Below are 25,700 nucleotides of genomic sequence, written 5' to 3' on the forward strand. Positions count from 1 at the left end.
GGGGCTTCAGGGGTAAAGAATTACCGGCTCACGAAGATACGAACCCATCTACGCGAATACTAATTCAATTAGCCGAAACTTTTAGCAAATTTTTTATTTGCCGTGCTGCCTAAAGCAAAAACGCCACTCCGAGCGGAGCCGGGAATGACGCTTGCAGAATATCATATACGAGCCAGTAGTTCTATTCCCCGCGTAGCTTCTTGAAATACATAAGTGCCAGGCGCAGGCGGAAATAGTCGTATTTCTCGCGCAGATGGTCGAACAGGTCGCGGAGCATAGGTGAGCTACCGAGTTGGGCCTGTGCGGTCTGAATTTCGGCCAAGGCTTCCGGCGTCAGAAAATCGGCGATGCGCACGTCGTAGCCACCGGCGTAACACGTGGTCAGGTGGGTTTGCACTGTAGAAGCTGTCAGGCCGCGACGCTCCGCTATGGCTTCCACGGTCAGGCCCATGCGGTGCAGCTGGAACGTGGTTTCGGCGGTGCTGCCGGCCTCCGTATTGGCTTCGCGCTTGCGTGGCGTGCGTGGGGCACCGGCATCGTCGGGGTCGAGGCTGCCGGAAATAGCGTCTTCGGCCTCTGCCTCAGCGGCGGGGTTGCCACCGTTGGCCAAAATTTCTCGGATGAACTGTTCGCCGTAGGTGTCGAACTTCTTCATGCCCACGCCCGAAATGCCCAGCATAGCCACCCGGTTTACGGGGCGCTCCACGGCCATTTCCTGCAGGGTAGCATCCGTGAAGATGACGTACGGCGGCACGTTCTGCTCATCGGCAATGCGCTTGCGCAGGTTGCGCAGGGCTTCGAATAGCTGCGCTTCCTTGGTGGCGGGAGTGGCAGCTTTCTGAGCGCCTTTACGGCCCCGGGCAGGCTTCTCGGCTTTCTCGGTGGGCTGAAATTTCTTCAGAGCCAGGGGGCGCTGGCCTTGCAGCACCTCGCGGCCCAGTTCCGTGATTTTCAACGCGTAGCCTTCCTCGTAGGCAATGTAGAGCAGCCCGTCGTTCAGCATCTGGTGGATGTAGCTGTACCAGTCGAGGTAGGGCAGGTCGGCGCCGGCACCGTAGGTTTTGATCTGGTCGTAACCACCGCTGATTACGGCCTGGTTGCGCATGCCGCGCAACACATCAATCAGCAGACCGATAGGGGCCCGCTCGCGCATGCGCACTACCGCCGACAGCGCCTTTTGGGCAATGAGCGAGCCGTCGAAGGTCGTGGGCGGGTTGCGGCAGATGTCGCAGTTGCCGCAGTCGGTGGTTAGGGTTTCGCCGAAGTAGTTGAGCAGGATTTTGCGGCGGCAGCTGGCGGCTTCGGCAAACTGCTGCATACGCTCCAGCTTGGTGAGGTTGAGCTGCGTGAGGTGCGGATTTTCCTTGGTCAGCATCTCGCGCAGCTGCATCACGTCGGCGAAGGAGTAGAACAGCACAGCCGTGGCAGGGGAACCGTCGCGGCCGCCGCGCCCGATTTCCTGGTAGTAACCCTCGATGTTTTTGGGCAGGTTGTAGTGAATCACCCAGCGCACGTTGCTCTTATCGATGCCCATGCCGAAGGCAATGGTGGCCACAATCACCTGCAAATCGTCCTTGAGGAAGCCTTCCTGTACGGCGCTGCGCTGGTTGGGCGTCATGCCGGCGTGGTAAAAACCCGCCTTCACGCCCTTGGCCTGAATCTTTCCGGCCAGCGTTTCACACTGCTTGCGCGAAAGGCAATAAATAATGCCTGACTCACCGGGGTGGCGCTCCAGAAAATCCAGGATGCCGCCTACCCGGTCCTGGCCGGGGCGCACGATGAGGTTGAGGTTGGGCCTATCGAAGCTGGACAGAAACACTTGCGGTTCCTGCATGCGCAACTGCTGCTGGATGTCGCGCTGGGTGAGGCGGTCGGCGGTGGCGGTGAGGGCAATGATGGGCACCTGCGGAAACTGTTCGCGCAACACCCGCAGCTGGGTATATTCGGGCCGGAAATCGTGGCCCCATGAGCTGATGCAGTGGGCCTCATCAATGGCGAACATGCTGATGCGCATGCGCTTAAGAAACTGCAGAAAGCCGTCGGAGAGAAGCTTCTCGGGGCTCACGTAGAGCAGCTTCATATAGCCATTGAGGCAGTCGCCGCAGATAGAGTTCTGCTCGCTCTGGCCCACGCTGCTGTTGATGTAGGCCGCTGAAATACCGTTGGCTTTCAATGCTTCCACCTGGTCCTTCATCAGCGCAATCAGCGGCGACACTACTATGCAAACGCCCTCACTGACTACGGCCGGAATCTGGAAACATACTGACTTGCCACCCCCCGTGGGCATAAGTACTACCGTATCGCGCCCATCGAGGATGCTCTGGATAATATCCTCTTGCATAGGTCGAAAGGTATCGTAGCCGTAGTATTGCTTGAGGACCTTGCGAGCAGAGTCGAGGGTAGGAGCGAGGGGTTCGGTAGCAAATAACATCAGGCAAAAATACGACGCGGCAGAGGGACTTGAAGCTTGAAGGTAACCACAACAGGGGGGAAATGGTGCAGCATTCCGGCCGAATCCTACACGGCGGTTCGGGCAGGAAGTGCGTAAAAACAAGCCTGTCAACCATTCATCTTCCCCACACGAACTACTATGAACCAGCCCACTTCTTCCGCCCTCGACAACCAGATCCTGCTGGATGCCCTCAACCGCTGCGTAGCTGCCTGCGAGCATTGTGCCACCGCCTGCCTTAACGAAGAGCACGTCAAGCACATGGTGGGCTGCATCCGCCTAGACCGAGACTGTGCCGATATCTGCGCCCTGACGGCCCGCCTCGTTGCCCGTGGCTCGGTGCACGCCAAGCACATCATGAAAGAATGCGTGGAAGTATGCCGCCTTTGTGAGGCCGAGTGCGCCAAGCACAACCATACGCACTGCCAGCAATGCGCGGCGGCCTGCAAAGCCTGCGCCGACGCCTGCGCGGCCTACATGGGCTAATCTCACCTGGCTACGCCTGCTACAACGGGCGTAGCCAGTAGTTACCCTTCCTGGTCTTCTACTATATCTACCAAACGGTAGCGCACGGCCGATTTTTTGGGTTTGATATCAATGCCGGCATAGTGCGCATAAGCCTTGGTGAAGCAAGCACCGAAGTAGAATATCATAGCCGAATAAAAAACAAATAGCAGCACCAATACCACGCTGGAAGCGGGACCGTAGATAGGCCCCAGGTTGCGTGGCACCAGCAGATGCCCCAGCGCAAACTCGCCCAAATCGATGAGAACAGCGGTGAGGACTGCCCCGCGCACTACCGCCTGCCAGGGTACCTTGGCGCTGCTCAGGTTGCGAAACGTGACGGCAAACCACGCGGCTAGAATCAGCAGCGAGGTAATCTGGTTGAACACCTGGAACAGGTAATAGCCAAAGTTGGCGTCGAAGTCACGCACATAGTCGGCCAGGAAGGCTAGAGTGGCGTCGGTGGTGAAGGCCAGCAACGTGAGCATGCCGGTAGCAAGCAGCACGCCCAGCGAGCGGGCCCGCTCCTTCAGCACTTTGCCCAGCCGCCCGCCGCTGCGCTTGGGCCGTATCTGCCAGAGCTGGTTGAGCGAGTTTTGGATGACTACGAACAGCGTGGTAGCAATGAAAAGCAAAAACCCGAAGCCCAGCCATGTAACCAGCCGGGTACGCTGCACATTGCTCACGTTCTGCAGAATCTGCTCTACCAAACCGGCGGCGGTAGCCCCCAAAAAACCAGAAAGCTTGGTAAGCAGCAGGGTGCGCGCAATGGAGGCCGAGTAGAGGGAACTCAGCAGCTGGATGAGAATAATGAGGATGGGAGGCAGCGCAAACGTGGTGAAGAATGCCGTGGCCGCGCCCAGCCGGAGCGGGTCGTTGGCAGCCAGTTCGCGGGCGGCACGGCGCAGCAATATCACGCCATCGGTGAGGCGGCGGCGAGTTGGGCCCGTCGCGTGTACTTTTGTCATTAGGGCTGCGTACTAGTTCCGGCCCATGGCCGTTGGGCAACGTACGAAGGTACGGCCCCGCCCCGATTCCTGCACCCTGATTTTCTGTTCATAGTGTCCCTATCTGTTCCTCCTGTTTCGTCGGCTCCGCCGGTACCTGTCAGTTGGTGGCGGCGGCGCCTCGTCAGTCCGCTCCTGAATATGCTCAAGCAGGGCCTTAGCCCCGCACAATTGTCGTTGACAGTGGCTTTGGGAGTGATTTTCGGGACCGTGCCCATACTGGGCATCACCACCCTGATGGCTACTGCCACGGCCGTTCGGCTACGCCTGAATGTAGCCGCGCTGCTACTGGTCAGCCACTTGATGAGTCCGGTGCAACTGGTGCTACTTATTCCGCTGCTTCGCCTGGGAGCCGGCCTGATCGGAAACGGAAAGGGGCCGGAACTGACGCTGACCCAACTACAGTATCTGTTTGCCCATGACTGGCAGCAGGCGTTACAATTGCTCTGGCAGGCCGGACTGGGTGCGCTGCTGATCTGGGCGGCCGTATCGGTTCCGGTAGGGCTGGCTCTGAACTTCGGGTTGCGGCCGGTGTTTCGGCGGCTTCTGGCCCGGCAGGCACAGAAAGCAACCACAGAACCGGAAGAGCAGAATCTATAAAGCAACAACTCATCTGAAGCAACGAGGCCGGACAGGGTAGTATTTCTACTACTGTCCGGCCTCGTTGCTTCAGATGAGTTGTTGGTCAGCTGCTTAGCCGCGCTGGTAGAAGGGCTGCTGCTGATTGAAGTACTGGTTCAGCGGCTCATCGGAGGTGGGGTTCAGTAGCATCATGTCCACGAACTGGTAGCCTTCGAGGCGGCCCTCAATAACTGGACCCAGCTCCTGCAGAAACTCGGGGTTTTGCTCCGGGCTGGCTGCCTGGAAGGCCAGCAGCAGGCGCGGAGGCTCCGGGCTGTTTTCCAGACGCATTTCGGCTACAAATGCCTTATCGATGAAGTCCTTGCCAGCACAGAATTCGCGCAGTGCCTCCAGAAGTACGGTAGGCTCTTCGGTGGGCGGGCCCAGCTGAACGGGCATCTGCTCGCCTTCCGGAGCAACCGGCTGGTTTACCAGATCAGAAGCCAGCAAATCCTGGATTTCCTGGCTCGTGAGCAGCTTGCCAGCGGGGGAGAAGGGGTTCAGCACGCAGTCAGTGGCCTGTACCATCTGGAGCAGGTCGAAGCCGCGCACGTGGATGTAGGAAACGCTGCTGGCCTCAACACCACCTTCGTAGATCCGGTCTGCGGACGAGAACAGCGGAATTTTGCCGTCGTGCAGCACCTGGAGCTGGATTTCCATGCCCGGCTCAATTTGTACCTCTCCGCCGGTTTCACCCTCTTTGGGCAGCGTCACAGCGTATAGCTCCTCATGAATCAGGGCCTGATAGAACGCAGCTCGCAGGTTGGGCTCGTGCACAGCGCGCATCAGTAGTTCTTCCAGAATATTGTTGGGCTGGTACGGCAGCTGAACGGGCTGGCCAGGCTCGGGCGCCTGTTCCTGCATCATTTGCATGGGGGGCATAGGCGGCACCATCGGGGCTTCATCCGCTACAGGGAGTGTGTAGTTGGAACCCTTGTAGCGCGGGCCGGCAGGAGCGGAGGTGGAAGCAGTGCCGGGAGTGGTAGGAGAAGCCGGGGTGGCCGGAGTGGTTTCCGGCGTTTCCGGCTTCTTTTTCAGAAAGTCAAACAGACCCATAGGAATACGAAAAATGAAAGTGCAATCTACTGAGGTTTGCTGAAGTGGTGAAATCGGGAGGCGGGTAAATTGCCCGTCAATTTGCACAAAGTGCGCCCGAAACGGCTGGCACTGGCTCTTACCAGCATGCCGCGTTACATGTCACTGCCCGTCGGAGCCATGGCAGGGCTCCAGCAGTTCCGATACTTCGCGCACTGTGTACGGCTCGTTCTGGTTGCCCCAGTTGCGCTGCACAAAGTTCAACAGGTTGGTAATCTGCGAGTCGGTCAGGTCTTCGTGGCCCGGCATCACCTGGTTATAATGAATGCCATTCACCACCACGTCGCCCTTCATGCCGCGGCGCACTAGGCAGGGTAGCCCGGCACGGTTGCAGGCCACGTAGTCGGAAGCGGCTACGGGCGGAATAAGGCGGCGCAGGCCTTCGCCCTGAGTGCCGTGGCAGCTGGAGCAGTGCGTCTGGTAGAGCGCAGCGCCTTCATTCTGGCGGTTGGAGAAGCAGCCGGTACTGGCCGTAGCGAGGAGCAGCCCGGCCGCGCCGCCGGCACTCAGACGCAGAAACGGCAGCAAATACCGGCTCATTTGGCCACCGTCTGACGGGTTTCGGCTTCTTCTTTCAGCAGAATAGGCAAATCATGAATGAGCTGATCCACCTGGCTTTTCTCCATGCCATCGTACACGCCGCGAATACGCCGCTGGGAATCTACCAGCGCAAAGGTGCCGCTGTGGGCATAGCCCCCAGCTACCGTGGAATCCTTTTCGGCGCCGGTCATGTAAGCGCGGGCCAGGGCAAACACCGTATCGTGCGGAGCGGTGGCGAAGTGCCAGCGCGAAGCGTCCTGAATACCAAGCCGCTGGGCATAGTCGCGCAGCACCGGAATGGAGTCGTGGGCCGGGTCGATGGTATGGCTCAGAAACAACACGTTCGGGTCGCCCTTGAACTGCTCGTACACGCGCAGCAGTTCGCTCTGCATCTTGGGACAGATGCTGGGGCAGGTAGCAAAGAAAAAATCCGTGACATATACCTTGCCGGCAAAGGTCTGGTTGGTAATGACTTTGCCGTCCTGGTTGGTAAGCCGGAACGAGGGCACCGGGTCCGGCAGCGTATCGGAAGCGGAAGTCGGTTCCGTACGCTTGATACCCTGAATAGGTAGGCGCTCTGGCTGCGTGGAGGCTGTATCGGAGGAGCAGGCGGCCAGCAAGCTACCGGCTGCCAGCAGGCTGGCTACGGCGGCGCGGCGAAGGAAAAAACGCGGGGTGGAAGGTGTCATTAGCGGCGGGTAGAGGATGGGGCCGGCGCGGCTGCTTTGAGCAGCAGTTGCGCCGAGTCGAGGCTGGTGCGGAATAAAACAGCCACGGAGTCTATTTTGTGCTGCTGGCCCGCAAAGTAGCTGAGGCGCCGCGCTACGGCGGCCGTATCGGCGGGCTTGCGGTAGCGGTGCATCCAGTCCATCATGGCGGCATCGGCGGCAAGCAAGGCGCGGCGCTGGCGGCAGGCGGCCACAGTATCGGGGCCGGGCGTCTTCTGGAGCTGCTGACGTAGTATGGTGAGCTGGTCCATCTGAGCCATTAGCTCGTCGTGTTTGGCCAGCACGGCTTTTTCGGCGGCTTCGGCTTTCTGCTCGTCGCTGTTGAGCGAAAGGCAGCCCGATAGCAAGGCCAGAACGGGTAGCAGGTAAACTAGGTGGAGTGTTTTCACAGCCGCAAAGGTAGGGCCTGCGGACTTGTGGATGGAACGAAACCCTAAGAACTTCCTGCCTGGCGGGTCTACTTTTGGGCTTGTTCGCGGCGCTGGATTGCCTACCTATTATCGGTGGTGTTTTGTATTCCGGTATCCGGCCGAAGCCGTGCTCTACGCAGCCACAGGCTGGCAGCCAGCACCAGCAATAGCCCAACGAGCATGGTCGTCTGCATCAGCCGGAACGAAACCGGGTAGAGCAAGCTGCCGCCTACTACCAAGCCTATGCCCAGCCACCACAGGCCTTCGGCGGGTGGCGGGCCGGTTTGCAGTGGCTGGGCCCGCAGCACCGCTGCCTCGGCAGGCGGGTAAAGCAGCCACTTCAGCCGGGCATAATCGTGCAGCAGCAGGCCAACATTCAACACCAGAAACCCCGTAACCAGAAAGGGCGTGCCGGTCCAGTGCTGCGACCAGGTGAGGAAGATGATGTTGAGCCACATGGGTACCAGCAGCACCGCGCCCAGCAGCGCGAACCGGCCCGTGAGCAGCAGCAGACCCGTCAGCAGCTGGGCTACACCAATAAACTGCGCAAAGATTTCCAGGCTGTGCTCGGCCAGAAACGTGTGGTTCATGGGCGGGCCCATCAGGCCCGGGATATGGTTGTCGGAGAGCTTGTAGAGGCCGCCACCCAGCATCAAGGCCCCCAGCAGCAGGCGGGCTCCCAGCACATACAGGCGCCGCCACCAGCCGCTGGCCCATAGCGCCACTACCGTAGCCAGAAGTGGGAGCAGAATAACCGGAGAATATAAAAGCAACGGGGACATAGCAGCAGGAGCGGGTTGAATGGCGGCTTCTCGGGCAGTAATATAGCACAGACACAGAAGCCGTTCCGTACCCCTGTGGCGCGAAACCAGCAGCAGATGCCCTGAGCGTAGCTTGCTATTGCCATGCGCATACGCCTACCTTGCCATGGCTTTGCCCCAAAATGCCGCCGGGATTCGGCGTGTCGGAAATGCGCCGGCCGTGTAGGCAGGTTACCTTTCCCCGCCCAAACAGCCTTACATGTCGCCGGAATACCTGCTCTTCGTGGATACGGAAACCACCGGCCTGCCTGGTCGCTGGAACCTGCCCTATGACGCGCCCGGCGCCACGTGGCCCTATGTGGCGCAGGTGGCCTGGCAGGTATACACGCCGGACGGACAGCTGGTGAAGGAGGCAATGCATTACCTGCATATCCCAGATGGCTCCATGCTCGCGCCGGCGTTGGCCGTGCATGGCCTCACAGAAGCCTTTCTGCAGGAAGCCGGACAGGAGCCAGCTCAGGTGCTACAACTGCTCCTGAACGACCTGCAGCAGTTCCGGCCCCGGGTAATTGGCTATTTCCTGCAGCTCGACTTTCATGTGCTGAGCGCCAGTCTCCACCGTGCCGGCCTGCCCAACCTGCTGCCGGAGCTGCCCCAGTTCTGCCTGATGCGCGTAACCGAGCGGCCGAATGATGGCACGCACCGGCGCTATCAGCGGCTCTCGGAGCTGCACGAAAACCTCTTTCGCGAATCCATGCCGGCCCTGCACGATGCCTATCAGGACGCAGTAGCCACGGCACGCTGCTTTTTCGAGCTGCGCCAGCGCGGACGTATTTCGCCCGAAACACTGGTTGGCCAGCCCCCGCTGAAGGTACCCATTGCCCGGCCACGCCGGCCTATCGGCTGGCGACTGGTGGTATTGGCATCCGGCTGCTTACTATTGCTTCTTTTTGGCTGGCTTTTGTATGGATAACCGTCTTGCATTTCTGCAAACCGTAGCGCCCTTCAACACGCTGCCTTCTGATGTGCTGGTGGGCGTGGTGGAGCTGCTGCAGGAAGTACAGCATCCGCGCGAAACGCTACTCTACCAACAGGATACCTCCAAGCTGCGCCACCTCGATATCATTGTGGAAGGCGAATACGAAACGTTCTTCTACGACAGTCAGCAGCACAAACGCCTGCCCGAAGTGTATGGCCCTGGCACCTGTTACGGCGGCATGTCCATTCTGCTGAACAAAAAACGCTCGTTGCGCACCGTACTGGCCCGAAAAGGCACGCGCGTGCTCCAACTGCCCCGCCGCGACTTCCGGGCCCTGTGCCTGGCCTACGAAAGCTTCTTCCATTACTTCACGGCCCGCTACGGCGAGCGGATGCTGAATGAGGAGTATGCCCACTTCGTGAAGCCCGCCGGTCTGCCTGCCGACAACTTCTTGGTGGCCGACCAGCTGTTTTCGCGGCGTGTGGAAACGCTGGAACTGCGCGGACTGGTGATGAGCCCTGCCACCGAACCCATCTTTGAAGCAGCCCGGCGCATGGCGGCGGCCAAAGTAAGCTGCCTGTTCGTGACGGAGCCAGGCACAAGCACCATCGTCGGTTACTGCACCGACATCACCCTGCGCGACTCCGTTATTGCCCGCCAGTTGGATGCCAGCCGGCCTATAGGAGACGTGGTGGCCACGCCTATCGTGCGTATTGCCAGCGAAGCCTATGTATATGAGGCAATTCTGCTGATGTTCCAGACCAAGACGCGCTACCTGCTGGTAGAGCGCAACAATGAATATGTGGGTTTCCTGAGCCGCAACAAGTTGCTCAGCGACTTGGCTCAGTCGCCGTTTATGTTCATCCAGGCTGTGAAGCTGGCCCAGGGCACACTGGAGCTGAAACGCCGCTGGGAAATGGTACCCGACATCGTGAACCAGCTGCTGAGCCGCGGTGTGCGTCCCGAAATCGTGAACCAGGTTATCAGCACCGTCGCCGATACGATTGCGCTCCGCGTGATTGAAAACGTGCTGGCCGCCCAGGGGCCGGCGCCGGCTCGGTTCGTGTTTATGGTGCTGGGCAGCGAGGGCCGCAAAGAGCAAACCCTCGTCACGGACCAGGACAACGCCATCATCTACGAAGACAAGGCCAATGAGCAACGGGAACTGGTGCGAGCCTGGTTTCTGCGCTTCGCCGAGTCGATTTCTGATGAGCTGAATCATATCGGGCTACATTTCTGCACGGGCGGCTTCATGGCTAAAAATCCCAAGTGGACTCATTCTCTCTCGCACTGGAAGCGCAACTACCAGCAGTGGATGAGCGAATCGAACCCCGAAACGGTGATGCAGATGGCCACCTTCTTTGACTGCCGCTACCTCTACGGCGACCAGCCGCTGATGCAGGAGCTGCAAACGTTTCTGCAAGCCGAACTAGCCCGGCCACTGGACCGGTTTCTGTTTTATATGGCCAAAAATGCCCTGCAATATGAGCCGCCCCTAACCTTCTTCCGCGGCTTCCGCACCTTCGAGCAGGAAGGCCAAAGGGTGTTCGATCTGAAAAAAGCCATGTCGCCGATAGTAGATCTGGTACGGGTGTACGCGCTTAAAAATCAGGTGTTCAGCACAAATACCGGCGAACGGCTGGCCGAACTGCGGGAGCGGGGCGTGTTTCGGGAGCAGGAATATCAGGAGCTGCTGCAGGCCTACTACTACCTGATGGGTATGCGCCTGAAAAAACAGGCCCGCCAGCTCATCGACGACCGCACGGCCCCCACCAACTACCTCGACCCCAAAACCTTGACCCAGGTAGAGCAAGTAACCCTAAAGGAAATCTTCAAGGTCATCGGCGACTTTCAACTCAAGATTAAGGTAGGTTTCACTAAAACACTGTAAGTGAAATGCTTTAATATAGGCGTGGTCTTACTGAAAATACTCCCACAACGACTTGAACAGCCAGTAGCCGCCCCATAGGGCAAGCCCCCCGATTACGATGAGTGCCAGTAGCGTAGCAGCCAGCAGTCCTTTGCCAGAGCCCGTATATCGGCCTTCGGCATAGTGGCGGCGTAGCAGGCGTACGTTCTTGTCGTTGGCCTTGTACGTGAAGTCGAAGATGGTGCCCACCACCGGAATGGCACCGATGATAGTATCGAGCAGCACGTTCAGGACCATGCGTACCACTAGGTTGCCGCTAGCGCCGTGGCGCATCATGGTAAGAATAAGTACCCCCGATATGGCCAGCGACGGAATGCCGCCTACCACCGGAATCAGGCTCATGAGCGGGTCGATGCCGAAGCGCCAGTTGGTGCCAGGTACCGTAAACTGGCTGTCGAGCAGGTGCGAGATACGCTCTACCCAGCGCAGCCGCTCATCCTGGTCAAAGGTGGCGGGAAGGGGAGTTGCGGTGAGTGGAGATGTCATGGCTGAGAGGGAGAGAGGGGAGTTGCTGCGTTAAACGCAGAGTGTCCGATATAAGGTTGGTTTTCGTAAGGTCAGGACAAACGGCGCCAACCATTCATGGTGCTGCAGGTTATGTTCCTCCACACTTTCAACCCTCTACGTATATGCAGCAACGCACACTGGGCCAGTCCGGCCTCACAGTTTCTGCCCTGGGCCTTGGCTGCATGGGCATGTCAGATTTCTATGCGGGCCGCGACGATGCCGAAAGTATCCGGACGCTGCACCGCGCCGTAGAGTTGGGCGTTACATTCTTTGATACGGCTGACATGTACGGTCCTTACACCAACGAAGAGTTGGTGGGAAAAGCCCTAAAGGACCGCCGCAGTCAGGTAGTCATTGCCACCAAATTCGGTATTCTGCGCGACCCTAATGACCCGACCAAGCGTGGTATCAGCGGCCGCCCGGAGTATGTGCGCCAGGCCTGCGACGCCTCCTTGAAACGCCTCGGTACCGACTACATCGACCTTTACTATCAGCACCGCGTCGATCCGAACACGCCAACTGAAGAAACGGTGGGGGCCATGGCCGAACTGGTGAAAGCCGGCAAAGTGCGCCACCTGGGCTTAAGCGAAGCCGCCGCCGATACGTTGCGCCGCGCCCATACGGTGCACCCTATTACGGCGCTGCAAAGCGAGTACTCGCTCTGGAGCCGCGACCCGGAAGATGGTGTGCTGCAAGCCTGCCGCGAGCTGGGCATTGGCTTTGTGCCATACTCGCCGTTGGGCCGAGGCTTCCTCACGGGCCAGATTCAGAAGTTCGAGGACCTGGCCGAAGATGACTACCGCCGCCATACGCCCCGCTTTCAGGGTGAGAACTTCCAGAAAAACCTGGATTTAGTGGCCCGCATCAATGAGTTGGCTACCGAGAAAGGCTGCACTCCCGGGCAGTTGGCACTAGCTTGGGTTCTGGCCCAGGGCAATGACATAGTACCTATTCCAGGCACCAAGCGGGTGCACTACTTGGAAGAAAACCTGGGGGCACTTGAAATTAGCCTCAGTCTGGAAGAACTGGCCCATCTCAACTCCATTGCGCCCAAAGGGGCTGCTGCCGGCCAGCGCTACCCTGAGCAGATGATGAACAGCGTAAACGGCTAGCTAACATACTTATACTGCTACGTAGAGAAGGCCCCAACGGGGGCCTTCTCTACGTAGTGTTTCACCGCCGCAGCGGCGGCAATAAGTCAATTAGGCCATCTTCGCTGACCACGATGGCCAAACAGGCGTAGCGGCTGCTTTCTACATAGCGCAAAGCCGAATTGTAACGGGAGCCACGCGAGGAGTCGCCCTTTTCTGTGGCTAAGCCGTCGAGGATGGCCCCGATGGCGTAACAAGTACCATCGGGCTCTATAAATACTGCCCCATCAATATTGGTAACGAGACGGAGCACCGACGGTGTCATAAGGCGAGGAGCTACGCGGAAGCACTGGCGCGTCAGGCGTGCTGCCTCCTGCTTAGCCCCCTCTGAAATTACCAGAATGGTGCCGTTGGTTTGTTCGGTAGCGCGCTGCGTCAGTTCCCAGAGGTATTCCACGGTGCCGGTATCGAGGTGCGGGAAGATGCGCTGCACGGCACGGGCGAAATTTTCAGCATCGACACGGCCCTGCGGCAGCCGCGGAGTATTCGACACCACCTTCATCATCACCTCCTCGTTGTGCGTGAGCTCCCAGCTATAGTGCCGGGTAAAATGCACAGTAAACAGGGGCTCAAACGTCGGATCGTCAGGGGATACCAGATACCCCAGCCCAAACACGTCGGTCGCATCGGAAACCAGGGCCGTATAGTCCTCGCTGAGTTCGAGTAGCTTCCGAATTCGCCGATGGTCGCGGAGCGGAATCGGGCTTTCCAGCGTGAGCACCGGCACAATGGCCGGATGGTGGCGGCGTGCAACCAGCATCGTGCCCACGCCTTCGTCGCCCTCGTGGCGGAGCGCTGCAATGCCGTTGCAGGCATCGTAGAGGCCATGCGTGCCGGCGGCTGCGCGCAACATAAAGCTGCGGCCCGCCGCCCGCAACACCTCGTTATAGTCGCGGTCCAGCACGGGCCGGTCATCATCCGTATCCGATTCGCGAAGGGCCCGGCTACAGTCCTGCAGAAACTCCTGCACCGCCGCATGCACCAAGGAGGTGGGCCGGTTGCCAGGGCCCGGCACCGGTAGGGCGTAGTACGACTGGTAAGCTTCGGCAGAGAGCTGCAAAATCACTACAACTTGATAGCCATATAGGCTGACGGGTGTGGAGCAGAAGCTCAACCGCTCCTCCTCCCGGATGGTGCTCAGTTCCGCAAGAGTCTGTTCCGTGGCCCGCCGTAAGAGCTCATACCAGCGCAGCTTTTCGTACCGGTCGTGGTCGGTGGGGTGCAGATGGTAAACAACGTCGCGGGGGCCATCGGGCTCTAGCGCGGCGGCACGGGCCTTCACGTCAGCGAAGTCAGTAGGCGTGTAGCGCAGCGTGGAAGGCTCCACCACCACCGCCTGCGGTTCGTCTGTTTCCCGGGCCGAAGCCAGACCGAGCAAAAAAACTTCCGGCTTAAGCGTACGGTCAAGAATATTAAAAATGCCTTCAGCGAATAGCTGGGCTGAGACACGGAAAAGGCTTTGGTGGTCCCACATAGATGGGAGCTGGAAGCTGGGCAAGGGCAACGAGGAAAGTGAAGAAGAGGCGAGAGGTACCAGATACGGAAAAAGTGCCGCTGAGGATAGCCCCCGGTTTAACCGTCTGTTTTGCGGGGCAGCAACATCGGACTGGTTGAGAAGTTATAGTAGTGTCTTCCGCTTTGGCCCCTTGCGAAAGGCTCCCGGAAAGTGTATCTTAGATAGCTGCCGCACCCGCCGTAGCTGCCCGCCATGTTCGTCTATTTCCTGCTTTCCGGATTCGGGTTTCTGTGTGCATTTGCTGCGCTGCCGCTGCTCACAGGGTATTGCGCCGTCAACTATGGCCGCTCTTTCTGGCTTTGGTTTACGCTGGGCTGGGTGCTGCCTATTGTATCGTTCTTTGTGCTGGTGGCCCTCATTGTGCGCGGGCAGCTGGACCAAGGCGAACGGCTCTTAGCCGAGGCCAAATCTATTCTGGCGGAAGCAGTAGCGTTGAAAAACGAGGAATAAATACTTTCCACGGCCTAACGTGCTGCCCCCTTATAAGCGCAGGATGGATGTTGCGGCCCACGCCCCGGTGCTGAAGCAGCCCTGCAGCAGGTAGCCGCCGGTAGGAGCTTCCCAGTCTAGCATTTCGCCGGCTACAAACGTGCCGGGCCGGCGGCGCAGCATTAGGGCTTCATCCAGTTCTTCCCACGCTACACCGCCCGCTGTACTAATGGCTTCATCAAGAGGCCGGAGGGCATGCACGGGCAGAGGCACGGCGCGCAGTAGCCGGGCCAGGGCTTCGGGCGTGGCAGTGGCTTCGGGAGATGCTACTTCGCGCAGTAGGGTAGGCACGGGCGGCCCAAGGCGGAGCTGCTGGCGCAGGAAGTCGGGAAGGGAGCGGCCATTGCGGGGTTTCTGTAGCTTGGCAAGTAGTTGCTCGTCGGAAAGATCGGGCTTGAGGTCGAGCAGGAGTGTGGCTGGTGGGTTCTGCTGCAGTGCGTGCCGCAGGACAGGCGTGAGGGCATATACTGGAGTACCCTCCACCCCATAATCAGTGAGCAGCAATTCGCCCCGCTCCATCTGGCTGCCACAGTGCAAGGCTATGTTTTTGAGCGGCATGCGCCCCACTTTCTGCCGGAAAAATGCCGACCACGCCACTTCAGCCCCGCAGTTGGCGGGTTCAAACGGTACGCAGCGTACCCCAATGCTCTCGAAAGCCGTAGTCCAGCAGCCATTGGAGCCCGTTTTCTGCCAGCTCGCGCCACCCAGGGCCAGCAATGTGGCATCCGGCTGCACCACAACTTCCTCGGCAGTAGCCTCATGGCGTATGCGCAGCCCGCTGGGGCCCTCAAACCCTAGCCAACGGTAGCGGGTGTGCAACTGCACACCCAGTGCCCGCAGCCGCTGCAGCCAGGCGCGCAGCAAGTCGGCGGGCTTGTGCTGCTCCAGCGGAAACACGCGCCCACTCGTGCCCACAAACGTGGTAATGCCCAAGTCGGCGGCCCAGGCGCGTAAGTCGGCGGGGGAGAAGTGCCGCAGAAAATGCTCAAAAGCGGGCTGCCGGGCACCGTAGCGGGCCGCAAAAGCCGCCGGAGTTTCGGAGTTGGTGAGGTTGAAGCCCCCGTGACCCGCCACCAGAAACTTGCGCCCCACAGTTGCCTGCGCCTCATAAAGAGCCACGCGCCAGCCCGCTTCCGCCAGCCGCTGTGCTGCCAGCAAACCGGCTGGCCCTCCACCTACTATGGCAACGTGCTTCACTGAAAAAATACTGGAATGGAGGAGGGATAGCTGGAAATAGTGCCGAGCAAAGGTAAGGTAGGTTCGGCGGGAAATCTGGGTTTGTCGTATAGCAGGGGCATTCTGCTGCTGGACTACGGTTCCGCTTCTCCTAAACTGCATTCATGGGTTCCTACACTATACTCATCGGGCTGAGCATTGCCGTCATCCTTTCCTACTTGTTTGACCTGTTGGCGCGGGCCACCAAAGTACCGTCAGTTCTGATGCTGCTGCTCACTGGCATTGCCCTGCGCCAAGCCGCCGACTACTTCGATTTTGCCCTTGGTATTCCGAAGGTGGTGCTGGAGTTGTTCGGGATTATCGGCCTGATTATGATTGTGCTGGAAGGTGCCCTCGACCTTAAGCTCACCCGCGACAAAGCCCCGCTTATACGGCGCTCTTTCCTGGCGGCGGTACTCATGCTGGTGGTGCAGGCCGTGGCTATTGCGCTGCTGCTGCAGGCGTACGTGGGAGCTTCGTTTCAGACCTGCCTCGTGAATGCCGTACCGCTGGCCGTTATCAGCTCGGCCATTGCCATTCCCAGCGTTGCCAACCTGATGGGGGAAAAGCAGGAGTTTATTGTCTACGAAAGCACGTTTTCGGACATCCTGGGGATTATGCTATTCAATTTTGCCCTGCAAGACAACTTCGCGCAGGGCGTTTCAGTCATCACCTTCACCCGCGACGTGGTGGCGGTGCTGATAGTGGCGGTACTGAGCACGGCAGCACTGGCGTTTCTGCTGGGTCGTATCCGGCTGCACGTCAAGTTCTTCCTGATTCTGGCTTTCTTGATTCTACTCTATAGCCTTGCCAAAAAGCTGCATCTGTCGTCATTGGTGCTGGTGCTGGTGTTTGGGCTGGCCGTCAACAATGCCGAACTGCTATTGCGTGGCCCCAAGCTGCAGCGCTGGCTACACCCCGAGCAGCTAGCCGCTGAGTTGCACCCGCTCAAAAGCATCACGGCCGAATCGGCGTTTCTGATTCGCACGTTTTTCTTCCTGCTATTTGGGTTCAGTATCACGCTCAGCAGCCTTGTCAGTGCTACGCTGCTGCTGCAGGGTCTGCTCATCGTGGGCGTGCTGACGGGTATTCGCTACGTATACCTGCGCTACATTGCCCGCACCGACCTGATTCCGGAACTGTTCATTGCGCCAAAAGGCCTGATTACAGTGCTCCTGTTCTACAGCATCCCCGACAAGCACCACATTGGGGAAATCGGCGAAAATATCCTCTTCATTGTCATCCTGCTCACCGGAGTACTGATGATGATAGGCCTGCAGCTGACCAAAAAAGAGCCGGAAATAGGAGAGTACTAAGCCGGGCCACGGAGCTATGTGCTGTAAGCGCTGTCATTAGGCCCAGGCTGCCAGTTCCGCCAGTCCGTCGCCTACTCGGTTTCCTTCAGCAGTTGTTTGCGGTATCCGACCAGAATGGTGGATTTCAGCAGGAATCCAACGTAAACTCCCTGATTCACAACCGGCAAGGCCGGTACGTTCAGCTGCTCCATGCAGCGCAGAGTATCGAGGAGAGAGTCGTCGAGGTTGACGGTGGCCGGTGGGTCGGTCATCAGGTCCTGCACGCGGGTGGTGGTGTAGTGCTCATCATCGAACAGCGCGTTGCGCACAGTGTCGAGCGTGACAATACCCAGCAGAAAGCCCTTGTCATCAACCACTGGAAACAAGTTGCGGGTGGCGTGGCGAAACGTATCGACCAGCGTGCCCAGCGTATCCTGCGGGTGCACGGCCACGAAGTCGGTCTGCACAAGGTGGTGCAGGTCAAGTTGAGAAAGCAGGCTCCGGTCCCGGTCGTGGTGCACATAGACGCCGCGCTGCACCAGCTTGCGGGTGTACACGGAGTAGGGTTCGAAGTAGCGCGTAATCAGGTAGGAAGAGCTGGTAACCACCATCAGAGGCACAAAAAGGGCGTAGCCGCCCGTTATTTCGGCAATCAGGAAGATGGCCGTGAGCGGTGCGTGCACTACGCCGGCCAGCACGCCGGCCATGCCCAGCACAATGAAATGTACCTCTGTCACGCTGGTCAGGCCACTCAGATTGATGAGGCGTGCAAACACGAAGCCCAGCAGTGCCCCCGCAAACAACGACGAGCCAAACATGCCCCCATTGCCGCCTGCGCCCACCGTAATGGTGGTGGCAAACACTTTCAGCAGCATACTGGCCGTGGCTACCCCCAGCAAAATCCACACGTTTTCGTCGCGGTACACCGCGAAAATGGAGCCGTTGACCAATTCCTGGCCTTTGCCCGCCAACAGCTGCTGCACAATGTTATAGCCTTCACCGTAGAGCGGCGGAAACAGAAACACCAGCACCCCCAGCGCCAAGCCGCCCAGCGCCACTTTCCGAAATGTGCCCGGCCAGCGCTCAAAGAACTTGTCGGCCGCGAAGTACACCCGAATCATGTACACCGACAGTAGCGCCGTGCACAGCCCCAGCATCACGTAAAACGGTACCGCATCAACGGGCCAACTGGTGGTGATGAGCACGAACGGCTGGCCTTCGAACAGCGCTTTAGACACCACCGTGGCGGTAGCCGTTGAAATCAGGAGCGGAATGAAGTATGGGGCAGCCAGTTCGCTCAGTACCACTTCTACGGCAAACAGCACGCCGGCAATAGGCGAGTTGAAGATAGCCGCTACCCCTGCCGCCGCGCCGCAGCCTACCAATAGGCGCCGCTCGCGCCGGCCCACGCGCAGCAGCCGGGCCAGGTTGGAGCCCTGCGCCGCGCCAGTCACGGAAATCGGGGCCTCCAAACCTGCCGAGCCGCCAAACGACACGGTAAGCCAAGAGGTGATGAACTGCGAATACAGCTTGCTGCGCGGTACAATACTGCCCTGCCGGGCAATATTATATATCACCGGTCCCAGTCCGCGGCTCAGGTTGCCATCCAGAAAATAGCGCGTGAAAATGACCGACAGGGCAATGCCGATAATCGGGTACAGAAATAGGGCAAACACGCGCTTCTCTTCCGGCACCCACGAATACAAAAACTCCTGCGAGCTGTGCACCGAGTTCTTGAGCAGTACCGCCGTCAGGCCGGCCATCAGGCCCACCAGCACGCTCACCAGAATCAGGTACACCCGGTCGTTGATGTGGCGTAAGCGCCAGAATAACAAAGGGCTTAAAATCCGGTGAACAAGCTTTTTGGCCATAGCCGCAGGGCAAAGTGAAACGCTAGCCCGCCGCGCAGGCAAACGGTACAGTTTATCTCAACGCAGGATAGTGAAAAACTGACGTTGAAGGCCCATAAAATTCTAAAATATTGCGGCTACTGCGCCAGGTTAGGAGCAGGGTAGCCCTTCTCCTGCAGCATCGTCTTCACTTTCTGCATCAGGTCGCTTTTAATCTGCAGTGTGCCGCGGCGGTATTCGTCGGAAGACGTCCAAAAGTACACGCGCAGGTCGGCGGTGGTGCCGTTGGTTTTCTCCAGAATAATGTACGGCGGGTGGCCGGTTTCATGCTGCACATCGGGCTGGGTGCGCAGAAACTCCAGCAACAGCTGCTGCACCTGGCCCGGGTTGCCGTTGTCGCCGTAGTCTACGCTGGCCAGAAAATCCTGGCGCAGGTTACCGTCGCGGGTGAAGTTGATGAGGGGCTCTTTTAGTACCAGAGAATTAGGTAGAAATACGTGCTTGCCATCGAAGGTGCGCATGAGCGTGGTGCGCAGATTTAGCGCCTCCACGTGCCCAATCTGGTCTTTTATCTGCACGGTGTCGTTGATGTTAAACGGCCGGTTGAAGGCCAGGATAACGCCGGCTAGGAAATTTTCAGCAATGTCCTTGAAGGCAAAGCCCACAATGAACGCCGAAAGCCCAGCCCCCGCCAGCAGCCCACTCACCACCCCCGAAAGCCCTACTATCTGCATGGCCAGCAACAGCCCAATCAGCACAAACACCCACTTGCTGATGCGGGTCAGAAAGTCGGCCAGCAGCGGGTCGTGCGAGCGGCGGCGTAGCCGGCCACCGATTAAGGTACTGAGGCGGTTGGAAACAAAAATGGCTACAATCAGCAGCAATAGCGCCAGCGCCAGCTTGGGCAATACATACAAAAACTGCTGCCAGTAGGTCGACAGCACGCGGTTCAAATCCTGCAGCATAGAACGGAAATCAACTAAAACCAACCGCCCCGCGGCATGAAGCCGGCGGGGCGTTGCGGGGTTCTACGCAAAAAAACGGGCAGCAGGTTCGCTCAATGCGCTGCCGGCCGGTTCAGCCAGTGCCAGAAAATGAGCCCGCCTACGGCATACGCTACCACATCGAGCGGATCGGCGGTGGCACGGGAATCGAAGCGCGGCAATATGCCCTCAAACCATACGGCCATCACCACCCACGTGCTGAAAATCCAGGAAGTGGGAAGTACAAAAGCCGGGTTGCGGAAGTAGAACCGGCGCATCAGCCAGAGCAACAGCGTCAGTTCCAGCGGTAAAGTCAGCGTATCGGCCAGGTAGGCGGTGAAGGCGTGCGGCCACAGTGGCCACGGGCCCAGCCACTGGCGCTTGTGCGCGGCCGATACCAGATACAGCACTGTTCCCACCAGAAACAACGGGTGGCGTAGCTCAGCGGGCCAGCGTTTCATCCGGCCAGCAGCGTCAGGAACCAGACCATAAACGACACCAGTGCCGCAAAAGCCAACTGCCCTCCCCGGACGATGTACTTAAAGAAACGCAGCAAAGAGCCGTCGTCAGGGTTGATTTTGATCTGCAGGAACTCCGGAATAGGCTCCTGGGCCAGGGCCTCACGGGCTTGCTCGCTGCGCAGCCGCGGCGCATCCAGCAGCAGGCCGCACCGCTCACATCTATCCTCGGCGCGCTGCTGCCAATTGCTCCAGAAGCCGCAATGCGGGCATTTTTTGGAGGAAAGGAGCGGCTGGTTTTCCATGCGCCAAAGATACGCTACCAGAGCTTCTCGGCAGGGTGAACGGCCGATAAATCGTGGGTTCTGCTGAACCGTAACTCAGCAGAACCCACGATTCCGTTACAGCTCCATGATATCCTCGTTCCAGAGCGTAGGCTCGGCCTCGATGAACTCCTGCATCATGTCCACGCACTCCTGCGAGTCCAGAATCACGACTTCCACGCCGTGGCTTTCCAGAAAATCCTTCGACTCGCCGAAGGTGCGGGCCTCGCCCACTACCACTTTCGGAATCTTGAACTGCACGATGGTGCCGGCGCACATGTAGCAGGGCATGAGCGTAGTGTAGAGCACCGTGTCGCGGTAGGTGCGCTGGCGGCCGGCGTTACGCAGGGCGTCCATTTCGCCGTGGGCAATGGGGTCCAGCTCCTGCACGCGCTTGTTGTGGCCGCGGCTTACAATTTCGTTGCCGCGGCGCAGTACCGAGCCAATCGGAATGCCGCCTTCTTTGCGGCCCTGGCGAGCTTCGGCAATGGCAGCCTGCATGAATTCATCCATGTTATTGAGTTGTTGGTGGGTTGAGAGGAGAGCTGCCTAGACAGATAGGTGCGGGCAACGGTGCGGCAAGTACGCCATTAAACCGCTTACCGGGCGCAAATGCCGCGGTACGGGCAGTATTGGCACTTGTCGAGGTCGTCGGTTTTGCGGATGGGCTCCTGCGGGTCGAGGATGCGGTTGATGATGCGGCTGAGCAGTTCTTCGCTGCGCTGCACGAAATCCTGCCCGTCGTCGGTGAGGAAGCCCATGTCGGCCGACATGGGGCCAGCGCCCAGGTTGCGCAGCGAAATGATGGCCGTGTCGGCGGCGGGGCGGCCGCCTTGGGCCAGCATGAAGCGGTAGAGCCACAACTGACGCACTTTGTCAGCGGCCGAGGTGGCATCATGTACGAGGCGCTCAGCGGCATCAGTCGACGTTTCACCACGCTTCTGCAGCTTCAGGTCGTAGGGCTGCACGAGGCCGGTTTTGTAGTCCACTACCCGCAGACGCCCATCGGGCAACTGGTCTACTCGGTCGGCAAAGCCAATGAGGCTGACGCGCAACTTCTCTCCATCAGGCAGAGGCACGTACACGGTGGCCTGCAAGCCTTCCTCAATGCTCTGCACCTGCAGCGGCAGGCCATCCTTCTCAATGAGCAAACCTTCCAGGTAGCGGCGGACCAGTTGCGAGGCTACCTGGCCCAGCACGTGGTTGAGGCCTTCGTCGGCGCGGGCGTGGCGGTCTTTTTCCTCTTTGCGCAGGGCTTTGGCCACCATCATGGGGGCCAGCCCAATCAGACCCGGAATGTCGGCGGCCGTGAGGGGCTTGCCGCTCTGCTGAAACGGCGTGAGCAAGTCTTCCAGTGCCTCATGCACCACCGTTCCAAATCCATCGGCCCCAAGGGCTTCTTCCACCTCGTCGGTCTCACGGAACTTGGCTAGGCGGTTGAAGTAGAATTTGAGTGAGCAGGCTAAGTATTCATTCAGCGCGGTAGGAGAGAGGCCCCGGCCAAGCACCTCTCGCAGGGCCTGGAGCATCCCGGCGTCCTTTTCCAGCACCAGGTCGCCGGCTTCACTGCTGCGGATGGTTTCCTCGGCCGGCTGCGGAGCCTGGGCGGAGCTGGCAGTAGGAATCTGTGGTGTGGATGGCTGCGTTTCTACTACTGCCACCACGTCTTCCAGCACCATCTGGGGGCTTTGAGGCAACAGGTCATTCTGAAGCTGCAGCAGGAAGCGGCTTCGCTCGCCGGTGCGGGTGCCCTCGGCGCCGGGCAGCACATGCACCAGGTCTACGCGGCGGGCACGCTGCAGCAGGCGCCAGAAGTGGTAGGCGGTGGCGGCTTCGTGGTCGGCGTAGGTGGGCAGGCGGAACTCGGTCAGTACGTCGTACGGAAACAGGGACGTGTGGCGCTTGGGGGCCGGCAGCACGTTTTCGTTGCAACTGAGCAGGATGATGTGGTCGAAGTCGAGGGCGCGGGTTTCCAGCAGGCCCATCACCTGCACATCGGCAATGGGCTCGCCCGAGAAGGGCAGGCGGGTGCGCGTCATCTGCTCGTAGAGGAATCGGCGGAAGGAGCGCACCGACAGCCGCTGCTCCCGGCAGTCGAACACCGAATCGAGGCGCTTGACGAGCGTGTAGAAAAGGTACAGGTACTCCGCCTCAATGGCCGAATGCTGCTCCTGATACACTTGTTTCAGCAAGTCAATCAGGGTGTAGCAGGCCGCAATGATGTCGTCGCAGGTGTCCCAGGTCTTGAATAATGCTTCAATCAGCTCGTGCTCCTGGCCCAGCTCCAGCAGCTCGGAGGCCGGCAGCAATACCGCGTTGCGACGCACAATTTCGCGGCACACTTTATCGAGCAGGCCGTGGTATCTGGTTTCGGGCTGCTTGTCGAGCCACTGCTGGTAGCGGCGCAGAAACGGGTGGCCCAGCAGCTTTGTGACGGCCAGATGGTGGTAGCGCGGCACGCCGTAGCCGGTTTCGCTGGAGCCTTCCCGGATGCCGGTCAGGTGCACTTCAAACAGCAGATCCACGAGGTTGAACAGGGGCGTGCTCTGGAAGCTCAGGCCCATGGTCACGTTGTAGTCGGGCACGGTGTCGGGCGGGAGGCCGTGCAGCACGGGCAGCAGCAGGGTTTCGTCGGGCAGCACCACGGCCACGGTGCCGCTGGGGTTGCTGGTGCGGGCTTCGGCCAACAGCTGGCCTGCCACTTTGCCCTGCATGCTGGCGTTGGCCACGCCCACGAAACGCACGTGCCGGGGCAGCCCGCGCAGCAGTTCCTCGGGCCCGCCAAAGGCTTCGAGCGGCAGCTCCCAATTCTTGAGGTAGCGGCGCAGGTGCTGGCCAGCGCGGTTGGGAGTGTCGGCGTCCATATAAAAGGCGTCGGCATCGAAGCGCACTTCCGCTAAGCCTTCCTTCAGCAGCAGTCGAATCAGGCGTTCTTCGGCCCGCGACAAAAAGCCAAGGCCCAGAAACACGTGCCGGGCCAATGGCCGGCCCTGCTCAATGAACTCGGCTACCCGCTCGGAGGCGCGGCGGTAGGCCAGGCCAGGGTAGGCCACGCGCTGGTCGAGCATGCGGCGGCGCAGGCGGTAGTACACCTTGCTCAAATCGTCCCAGAACTTGAAATAGCCGGCCGTCATCGACTCGGGTTTGGGCGCTTCGCCCTGTAGGTCCCAGCGCTCCAGTGCCTTGGCCTGCGACAGGTATTCGAACACCTTGTCGGCGGGAGCCAGGTTCTGGTCGAGGCTGGAGAAGTCTTCGAGCAGCAGGCCGGCCCAGCCCACAAACCGGTCGAAATCAAGATGCGGGTCAATGTCCTTGAGGATGTCGTAGAGCAGCAGCTGCAGGGCAATGGGCTCTTCTACCTGCACGCCGGCCAGCTCCACCATGTAGTCTTCCATGGCTGCCACGCGCGGGCTCCACAGGGCCTCGCCGGCGTCGGTGGCCATGGCCAACTCGTTTTTCAGATACACCACCGCCCGCCGTGTGGGCACCACCACCACCAAATCCGACAGCTCCTCGGGCGCGTAGCGCGTGGTCAGGTCGCGGGCCATTTGGGCCAGAAACGACTCAGTGGAAATAGCAGTGCGAGCAGTGAGCGGGAGCGTAGGCAGATTCATCGAAAGTAAAGATACCTTGCAACCCGCCAGAAAAGGCGCATCAGCGCCGGGAAATGACGGCTGCTTTTTATGAACAACTACCCGGCACGCGCAAGTGCCATCATCCTCAGTTGGCTAGGCGTCGGGCTGGCGTCGTGCAATCAGTCGGCGCCCGGCTCCGAGCGTGCTACCGCGCCGCCGGTAGCGGCCGACACCACCGCCCGGCCGCTGGCGCCGGCGCCGGCTCTGGCTCCCGACACCATCAACTGGATGGCACCCCAGCGCGATCCGGCCGGCCCCGCTGATACCACGCTGCTTATCGATGGGCGCCGCTACCGGCTACTACTAACTGCCGAACCCGATTCCAGCCGACCATTACTGGCACTCTGGAAGCATGGCACCCGCACTGATACCTCGCGGGGCATAGATGCGCATTACCGTATTGTACTCCGCGACGCGGCCGGAAAACTGGTACTTGATAAGCAATTGCGTAAGCCAGCCTTTTATGCGGCCGCGTCGAAGGATGTGGTTATAGAGGGCGTGCCGCGGCGGCCTCAGTTGCTGGCGTATGCGCCGGCCTGGCAGGCGCTGGTGTTTGCCTTCGACTTTTGGCTGGAAGGCAGTGACGTGGGGGAGCAGTGCGTGCTGATGTTGGGCCTCAACGGGCAGGTGCTCGAACTATCAAACAGCAACACCTACGGGGGTGGGGGCTCTGACTGCATGCCCCGGTTTTCGCCTAAAGGGCAGGCTATGCTGACCTGCAACAAGCTGTTGCTGTCCGGCCGGAAGCCCATTTCGCTACTGAAACCGAAAGCAGACCTAGTACTGGCAAGTTTTCTTTCCGATACGACGCTGCTCACCATCTATGCCTACGGCGAAAACCATTATGAATACGGGCCCGACAGCTTAGTCGAGTCCATGTATTTTGAAGAACCGCCGCAAATGCGCAATGTGCCTAATGCCTTCGTGCTGAACCTGCGCGGAAAGCCTATCGCCCGCTTCCGCTACAACGGCTACACCGATGAGTTAGGCTACTACGTGCGTCATCATTACCTTCCTCAGACAAACACTTACTATCTGCTGGACGAGGAACGTGGCCTGCGCCTCCTGAACAAGCGCCAGCCCACTAGCCCGCAGGAAATCCGGTTCCGGCAGATGAGACGCTTCACCACCCCGCAGCGGCCCCGCGAAGTTCAGTTTCGGCTGCAGGGCACTGAAGTGAGCTTTGACTTTTATGTGAACCAGGACCACCCAGAGCAGATCCGCTACCGCAAGGTGAGCAGGGAGTAATATCTT

General features: G+C 59.6%; 24 protein-coding genes. 8 read left to right on the plus strand and 16 right to left on the minus strand.

Annotation, left to right across the window (positions count from 1 at the left end; all coding sequences use genetic code 11):
* Positions 1–181 precede the first annotated feature (181 nt).
* Positions 182–2,431: a DNA helicase RecQ gene (recQ, locus tag H4317_RS08295; RefSeq protein WP_185889656.1), complete on the minus strand. Its 2,250-nt coding sequence runs from the start codon at positions 2,429–2,431 to the stop codon at positions 182–184.
* A 159-nt stretch (positions 2,432–2,590) separates the two neighbouring features.
* On the opposite strand from recQ, the gene H4317_RS08300 reads away from it, so the two are divergent.
* Complete coding sequence (locus tag H4317_RS08300; RefSeq protein ID WP_185889657.1) at positions 2,591–2,935, plus strand: four-helix bundle copper-binding protein; 345 nt, start codon at positions 2,591–2,593, stop codon at positions 2,933–2,935.
* Between the two features lie 41 nt (positions 2,936–2,976).
* Here the strand turns inward: H4317_RS08300 and H4317_RS08305 are convergent, their stop codons facing one another.
* On the minus strand, positions 2,977–3,921 hold the full coding sequence (locus tag H4317_RS08305) for a YihY/virulence factor BrkB family protein (protein WP_185889658.1): 945 nt from the start codon (positions 3,919–3,921) through the stop codon (positions 2,977–2,979).
* Between the two features lie 93 nt (positions 3,922–4,014).
* Between H4317_RS08305 and H4317_RS08310 the strand changes: the two genes are divergently transcribed.
* Positions 4,015–4,560: a DUF2062 domain-containing protein gene (locus H4317_RS08310; RefSeq protein ID WP_185889659.1), complete on the plus strand. Its 546-nt coding sequence runs from the start codon at positions 4,015–4,017 to the stop codon at positions 4,558–4,560.
* A gap of 93 nt (positions 4,561–4,653) precedes the next feature.
* Here the strand turns inward: H4317_RS08310 and H4317_RS08315 are convergent, their stop codons facing one another.
* From H4317_RS08315 to H4317_RS08335, 5 genes are all read right to left on the minus strand, one after another.
* A complete protein-coding gene (locus H4317_RS08315) occupies positions 4,654–5,637 on the minus strand; it encodes an enhanced serine sensitivity protein SseB C-terminal domain-containing protein (protein ID WP_185889660.1) in 984 nt (327 codons plus the stop codon).
* 141 nt (positions 5,638–5,778) lie between these two features.
* The gene (locus tag H4317_RS08320) at positions 5,779–6,216 is read right to left on the minus strand and encodes a c-type cytochrome (RefSeq protein ID WP_260625862.1); all 438 of its coding nucleotides are present in this window, start codon (positions 6,214–6,216) and stop codon (positions 5,779–5,781) included.
* Positions 6,213–6,905 carry an SCO family protein gene (locus H4317_RS08325; protein ID WP_185889661.1) on the minus strand — a complete coding sequence of 231 codons (693 nt, stop codon included), beginning with the start codon at positions 6,903–6,905 and terminating at the stop codon, positions 6,213–6,215. Before H4317_RS08325 ends, H4317_RS08320 begins: the two co-directional genes overlap by 4 nt.
* Entirely contained in the window at positions 6,905–7,333 is a 429-nt protein-coding gene (locus H4317_RS08330) for a hypothetical protein (RefSeq protein ID WP_185889662.1), read from the minus strand. Before H4317_RS08330 ends, H4317_RS08325 begins: the two co-directional genes overlap by 1 nt.
* Positions 7,334–7,434: 101 nt before the next feature.
* On the minus strand, positions 7,435–8,136 hold the full coding sequence (locus tag H4317_RS08335) for a DoxX family membrane protein (protein WP_185889663.1): 702 nt from the start codon (positions 8,134–8,136) through the stop codon (positions 7,435–7,437).
* A 238-nt stretch (positions 8,137–8,374) separates the two neighbouring features.
* Here H4317_RS08335 and H4317_RS08340 point away from each other — a divergent pair, with 238 nt between their 5' ends.
* A complete protein-coding gene (locus H4317_RS08340; RefSeq protein WP_185889664.1) occupies positions 8,375–9,088 on the plus strand; it encodes a 3'-5' exonuclease in 714 nt (237 codons plus the stop codon).
* On the plus strand, positions 9,081–10,985 hold the full coding sequence (locus H4317_RS08345; protein WP_185889665.1) for a DUF294 nucleotidyltransferase-like domain-containing protein: 1,905 nt from the start codon (positions 9,081–9,083) through the stop codon (positions 10,983–10,985). The genes H4317_RS08340 and H4317_RS08345 overlap by 8 nt, the downstream gene beginning before the upstream one ends.
* 27 nt (positions 10,986–11,012) lie before the next feature.
* Here the strand turns inward: H4317_RS08345 and H4317_RS08350 are convergent, their stop codons facing one another.
* Positions 11,013–11,510 carry a DUF4112 domain-containing protein gene (locus H4317_RS08350; protein WP_185889666.1) on the minus strand — a complete coding sequence of 166 codons (498 nt, stop codon included), beginning with the start codon at positions 11,508–11,510 and terminating at the stop codon, positions 11,013–11,015.
* 143 nt (positions 11,511–11,653) lie between these two features.
* Here H4317_RS08350 and H4317_RS08355 point away from each other — a divergent pair, with 143 nt between their 5' ends.
* The gene (locus H4317_RS08355) at positions 11,654–12,643 is read left to right on the plus strand and encodes an aldo/keto reductase (RefSeq protein ID WP_185889667.1); all 990 of its coding nucleotides are present in this window, start codon (positions 11,654–11,656) and stop codon (positions 12,641–12,643) included.
* Positions 12,644–12,704: 61 nt separating this feature from the next.
* On the opposite strand, the gene H4317_RS08360 is transcribed toward H4317_RS08355, so the two are convergent.
* Positions 12,705–14,156 carry a DNA integrity scanning protein DisA nucleotide-binding domain protein gene (locus H4317_RS08360; protein ID WP_185889668.1) on the minus strand — a complete coding sequence of 484 codons (1,452 nt, stop codon included), beginning with the start codon at positions 14,154–14,156 and terminating at the stop codon, positions 12,705–12,707.
* Between the two features lie 234 nt (positions 14,157–14,390).
* On the opposite strand from H4317_RS08360, the gene H4317_RS08365 reads away from it, so the two are divergent.
* Positions 14,391–14,648 carry a hypothetical protein gene (locus tag H4317_RS08365; RefSeq protein WP_185889669.1) on the plus strand — a complete coding sequence of 86 codons (258 nt, stop codon included), beginning with the start codon at positions 14,391–14,393 and terminating at the stop codon, positions 14,646–14,648.
* A gap of 30 nt (positions 14,649–14,678) precedes the next feature.
* On the opposite strand, the gene H4317_RS08370 is transcribed toward H4317_RS08365, so the two are convergent.
* Entirely contained in the window at positions 14,679–15,884 is a 1,206-nt protein-coding gene (locus H4317_RS08370) for a BaiN/RdsA family NAD(P)/FAD-dependent oxidoreductase (protein WP_221899189.1), read from the minus strand.
* 143 nt (positions 15,885–16,027) lie between these two features.
* On the opposite strand from H4317_RS08370, the gene H4317_RS08375 reads away from it, so the two are divergent.
* Complete coding sequence (locus H4317_RS08375) at positions 16,028–17,218, plus strand: cation:proton antiporter domain-containing protein (protein ID WP_185889671.1); 1,191 nt, start codon at positions 16,028–16,030, stop codon at positions 17,216–17,218.
* A gap of 71 nt (positions 17,219–17,289) precedes the next feature.
* Here H4317_RS08375 and H4317_RS08380 read toward each other — a convergent pair whose 3' ends face one another.
* The 6 genes from H4317_RS08380 to H4317_RS08405 form a co-directional block, all read right to left on the minus strand.
* Positions 17,290–19,068 carry a chloride channel protein gene (locus H4317_RS08380; protein WP_185889672.1) on the minus strand — a complete coding sequence of 593 codons (1,779 nt, stop codon included), beginning with the start codon at positions 19,066–19,068 and terminating at the stop codon, positions 17,290–17,292.
* A gap of 116 nt (positions 19,069–19,184) precedes the next feature.
* Positions 19,185–20,012, minus strand: a complete 828-nt coding sequence (locus tag H4317_RS08385; protein WP_185889673.1) for a mechanosensitive ion channel family protein — start codon at positions 20,010–20,012, stop codon at positions 19,185–19,187.
* 92 nt (positions 20,013–20,104) lie between these two features.
* Positions 20,105–20,491: a hypothetical protein gene (locus tag H4317_RS08390; protein WP_185889674.1), complete on the minus strand. Its 387-nt coding sequence runs from the start codon at positions 20,489–20,491 to the stop codon at positions 20,105–20,107.
* Positions 20,488–20,793, minus strand: a complete 306-nt coding sequence (locus tag H4317_RS08395; RefSeq protein WP_185889675.1) for a hypothetical protein — start codon at positions 20,791–20,793, stop codon at positions 20,488–20,490. The genes H4317_RS08390 and H4317_RS08395 overlap by 4 nt, the downstream gene beginning before the upstream one ends.
* Positions 20,794–20,889: 96 nt before the next feature.
* Positions 20,890–21,324: a nucleoside deaminase gene (locus H4317_RS08400; RefSeq protein ID WP_185889676.1), complete on the minus strand. Its 435-nt coding sequence runs from the start codon at positions 21,322–21,324 to the stop codon at positions 20,890–20,892.
* Positions 21,325–21,410: 86 nt separating this feature from the next.
* Positions 21,411–24,425: a PD-(D/E)XK nuclease family protein gene (locus H4317_RS08405; RefSeq protein WP_185889677.1), complete on the minus strand. Its 3,015-nt coding sequence runs from the start codon at positions 24,423–24,425 to the stop codon at positions 21,411–21,413.
* 69 nt (positions 24,426–24,494) lie between these two features.
* Here H4317_RS08405 and H4317_RS08410 point away from each other — a divergent pair, with 69 nt between their 5' ends.
* Complete coding sequence (locus H4317_RS08410) at positions 24,495–25,694, plus strand: hypothetical protein (protein ID WP_185889678.1); 1,200 nt, start codon at positions 24,495–24,497, stop codon at positions 25,692–25,694.
* Positions 25,695–25,700 lie beyond the last annotated feature (6 nt).

It is taken from the genome of Hymenobacter sediminicola, from assembly GCF_014250515.1.
GTDB classification, from domain to species: Bacteria; Bacteroidota; Bacteroidia; order Cytophagales; family Hymenobacteraceae; genus Hymenobacter; species Hymenobacter sediminicola.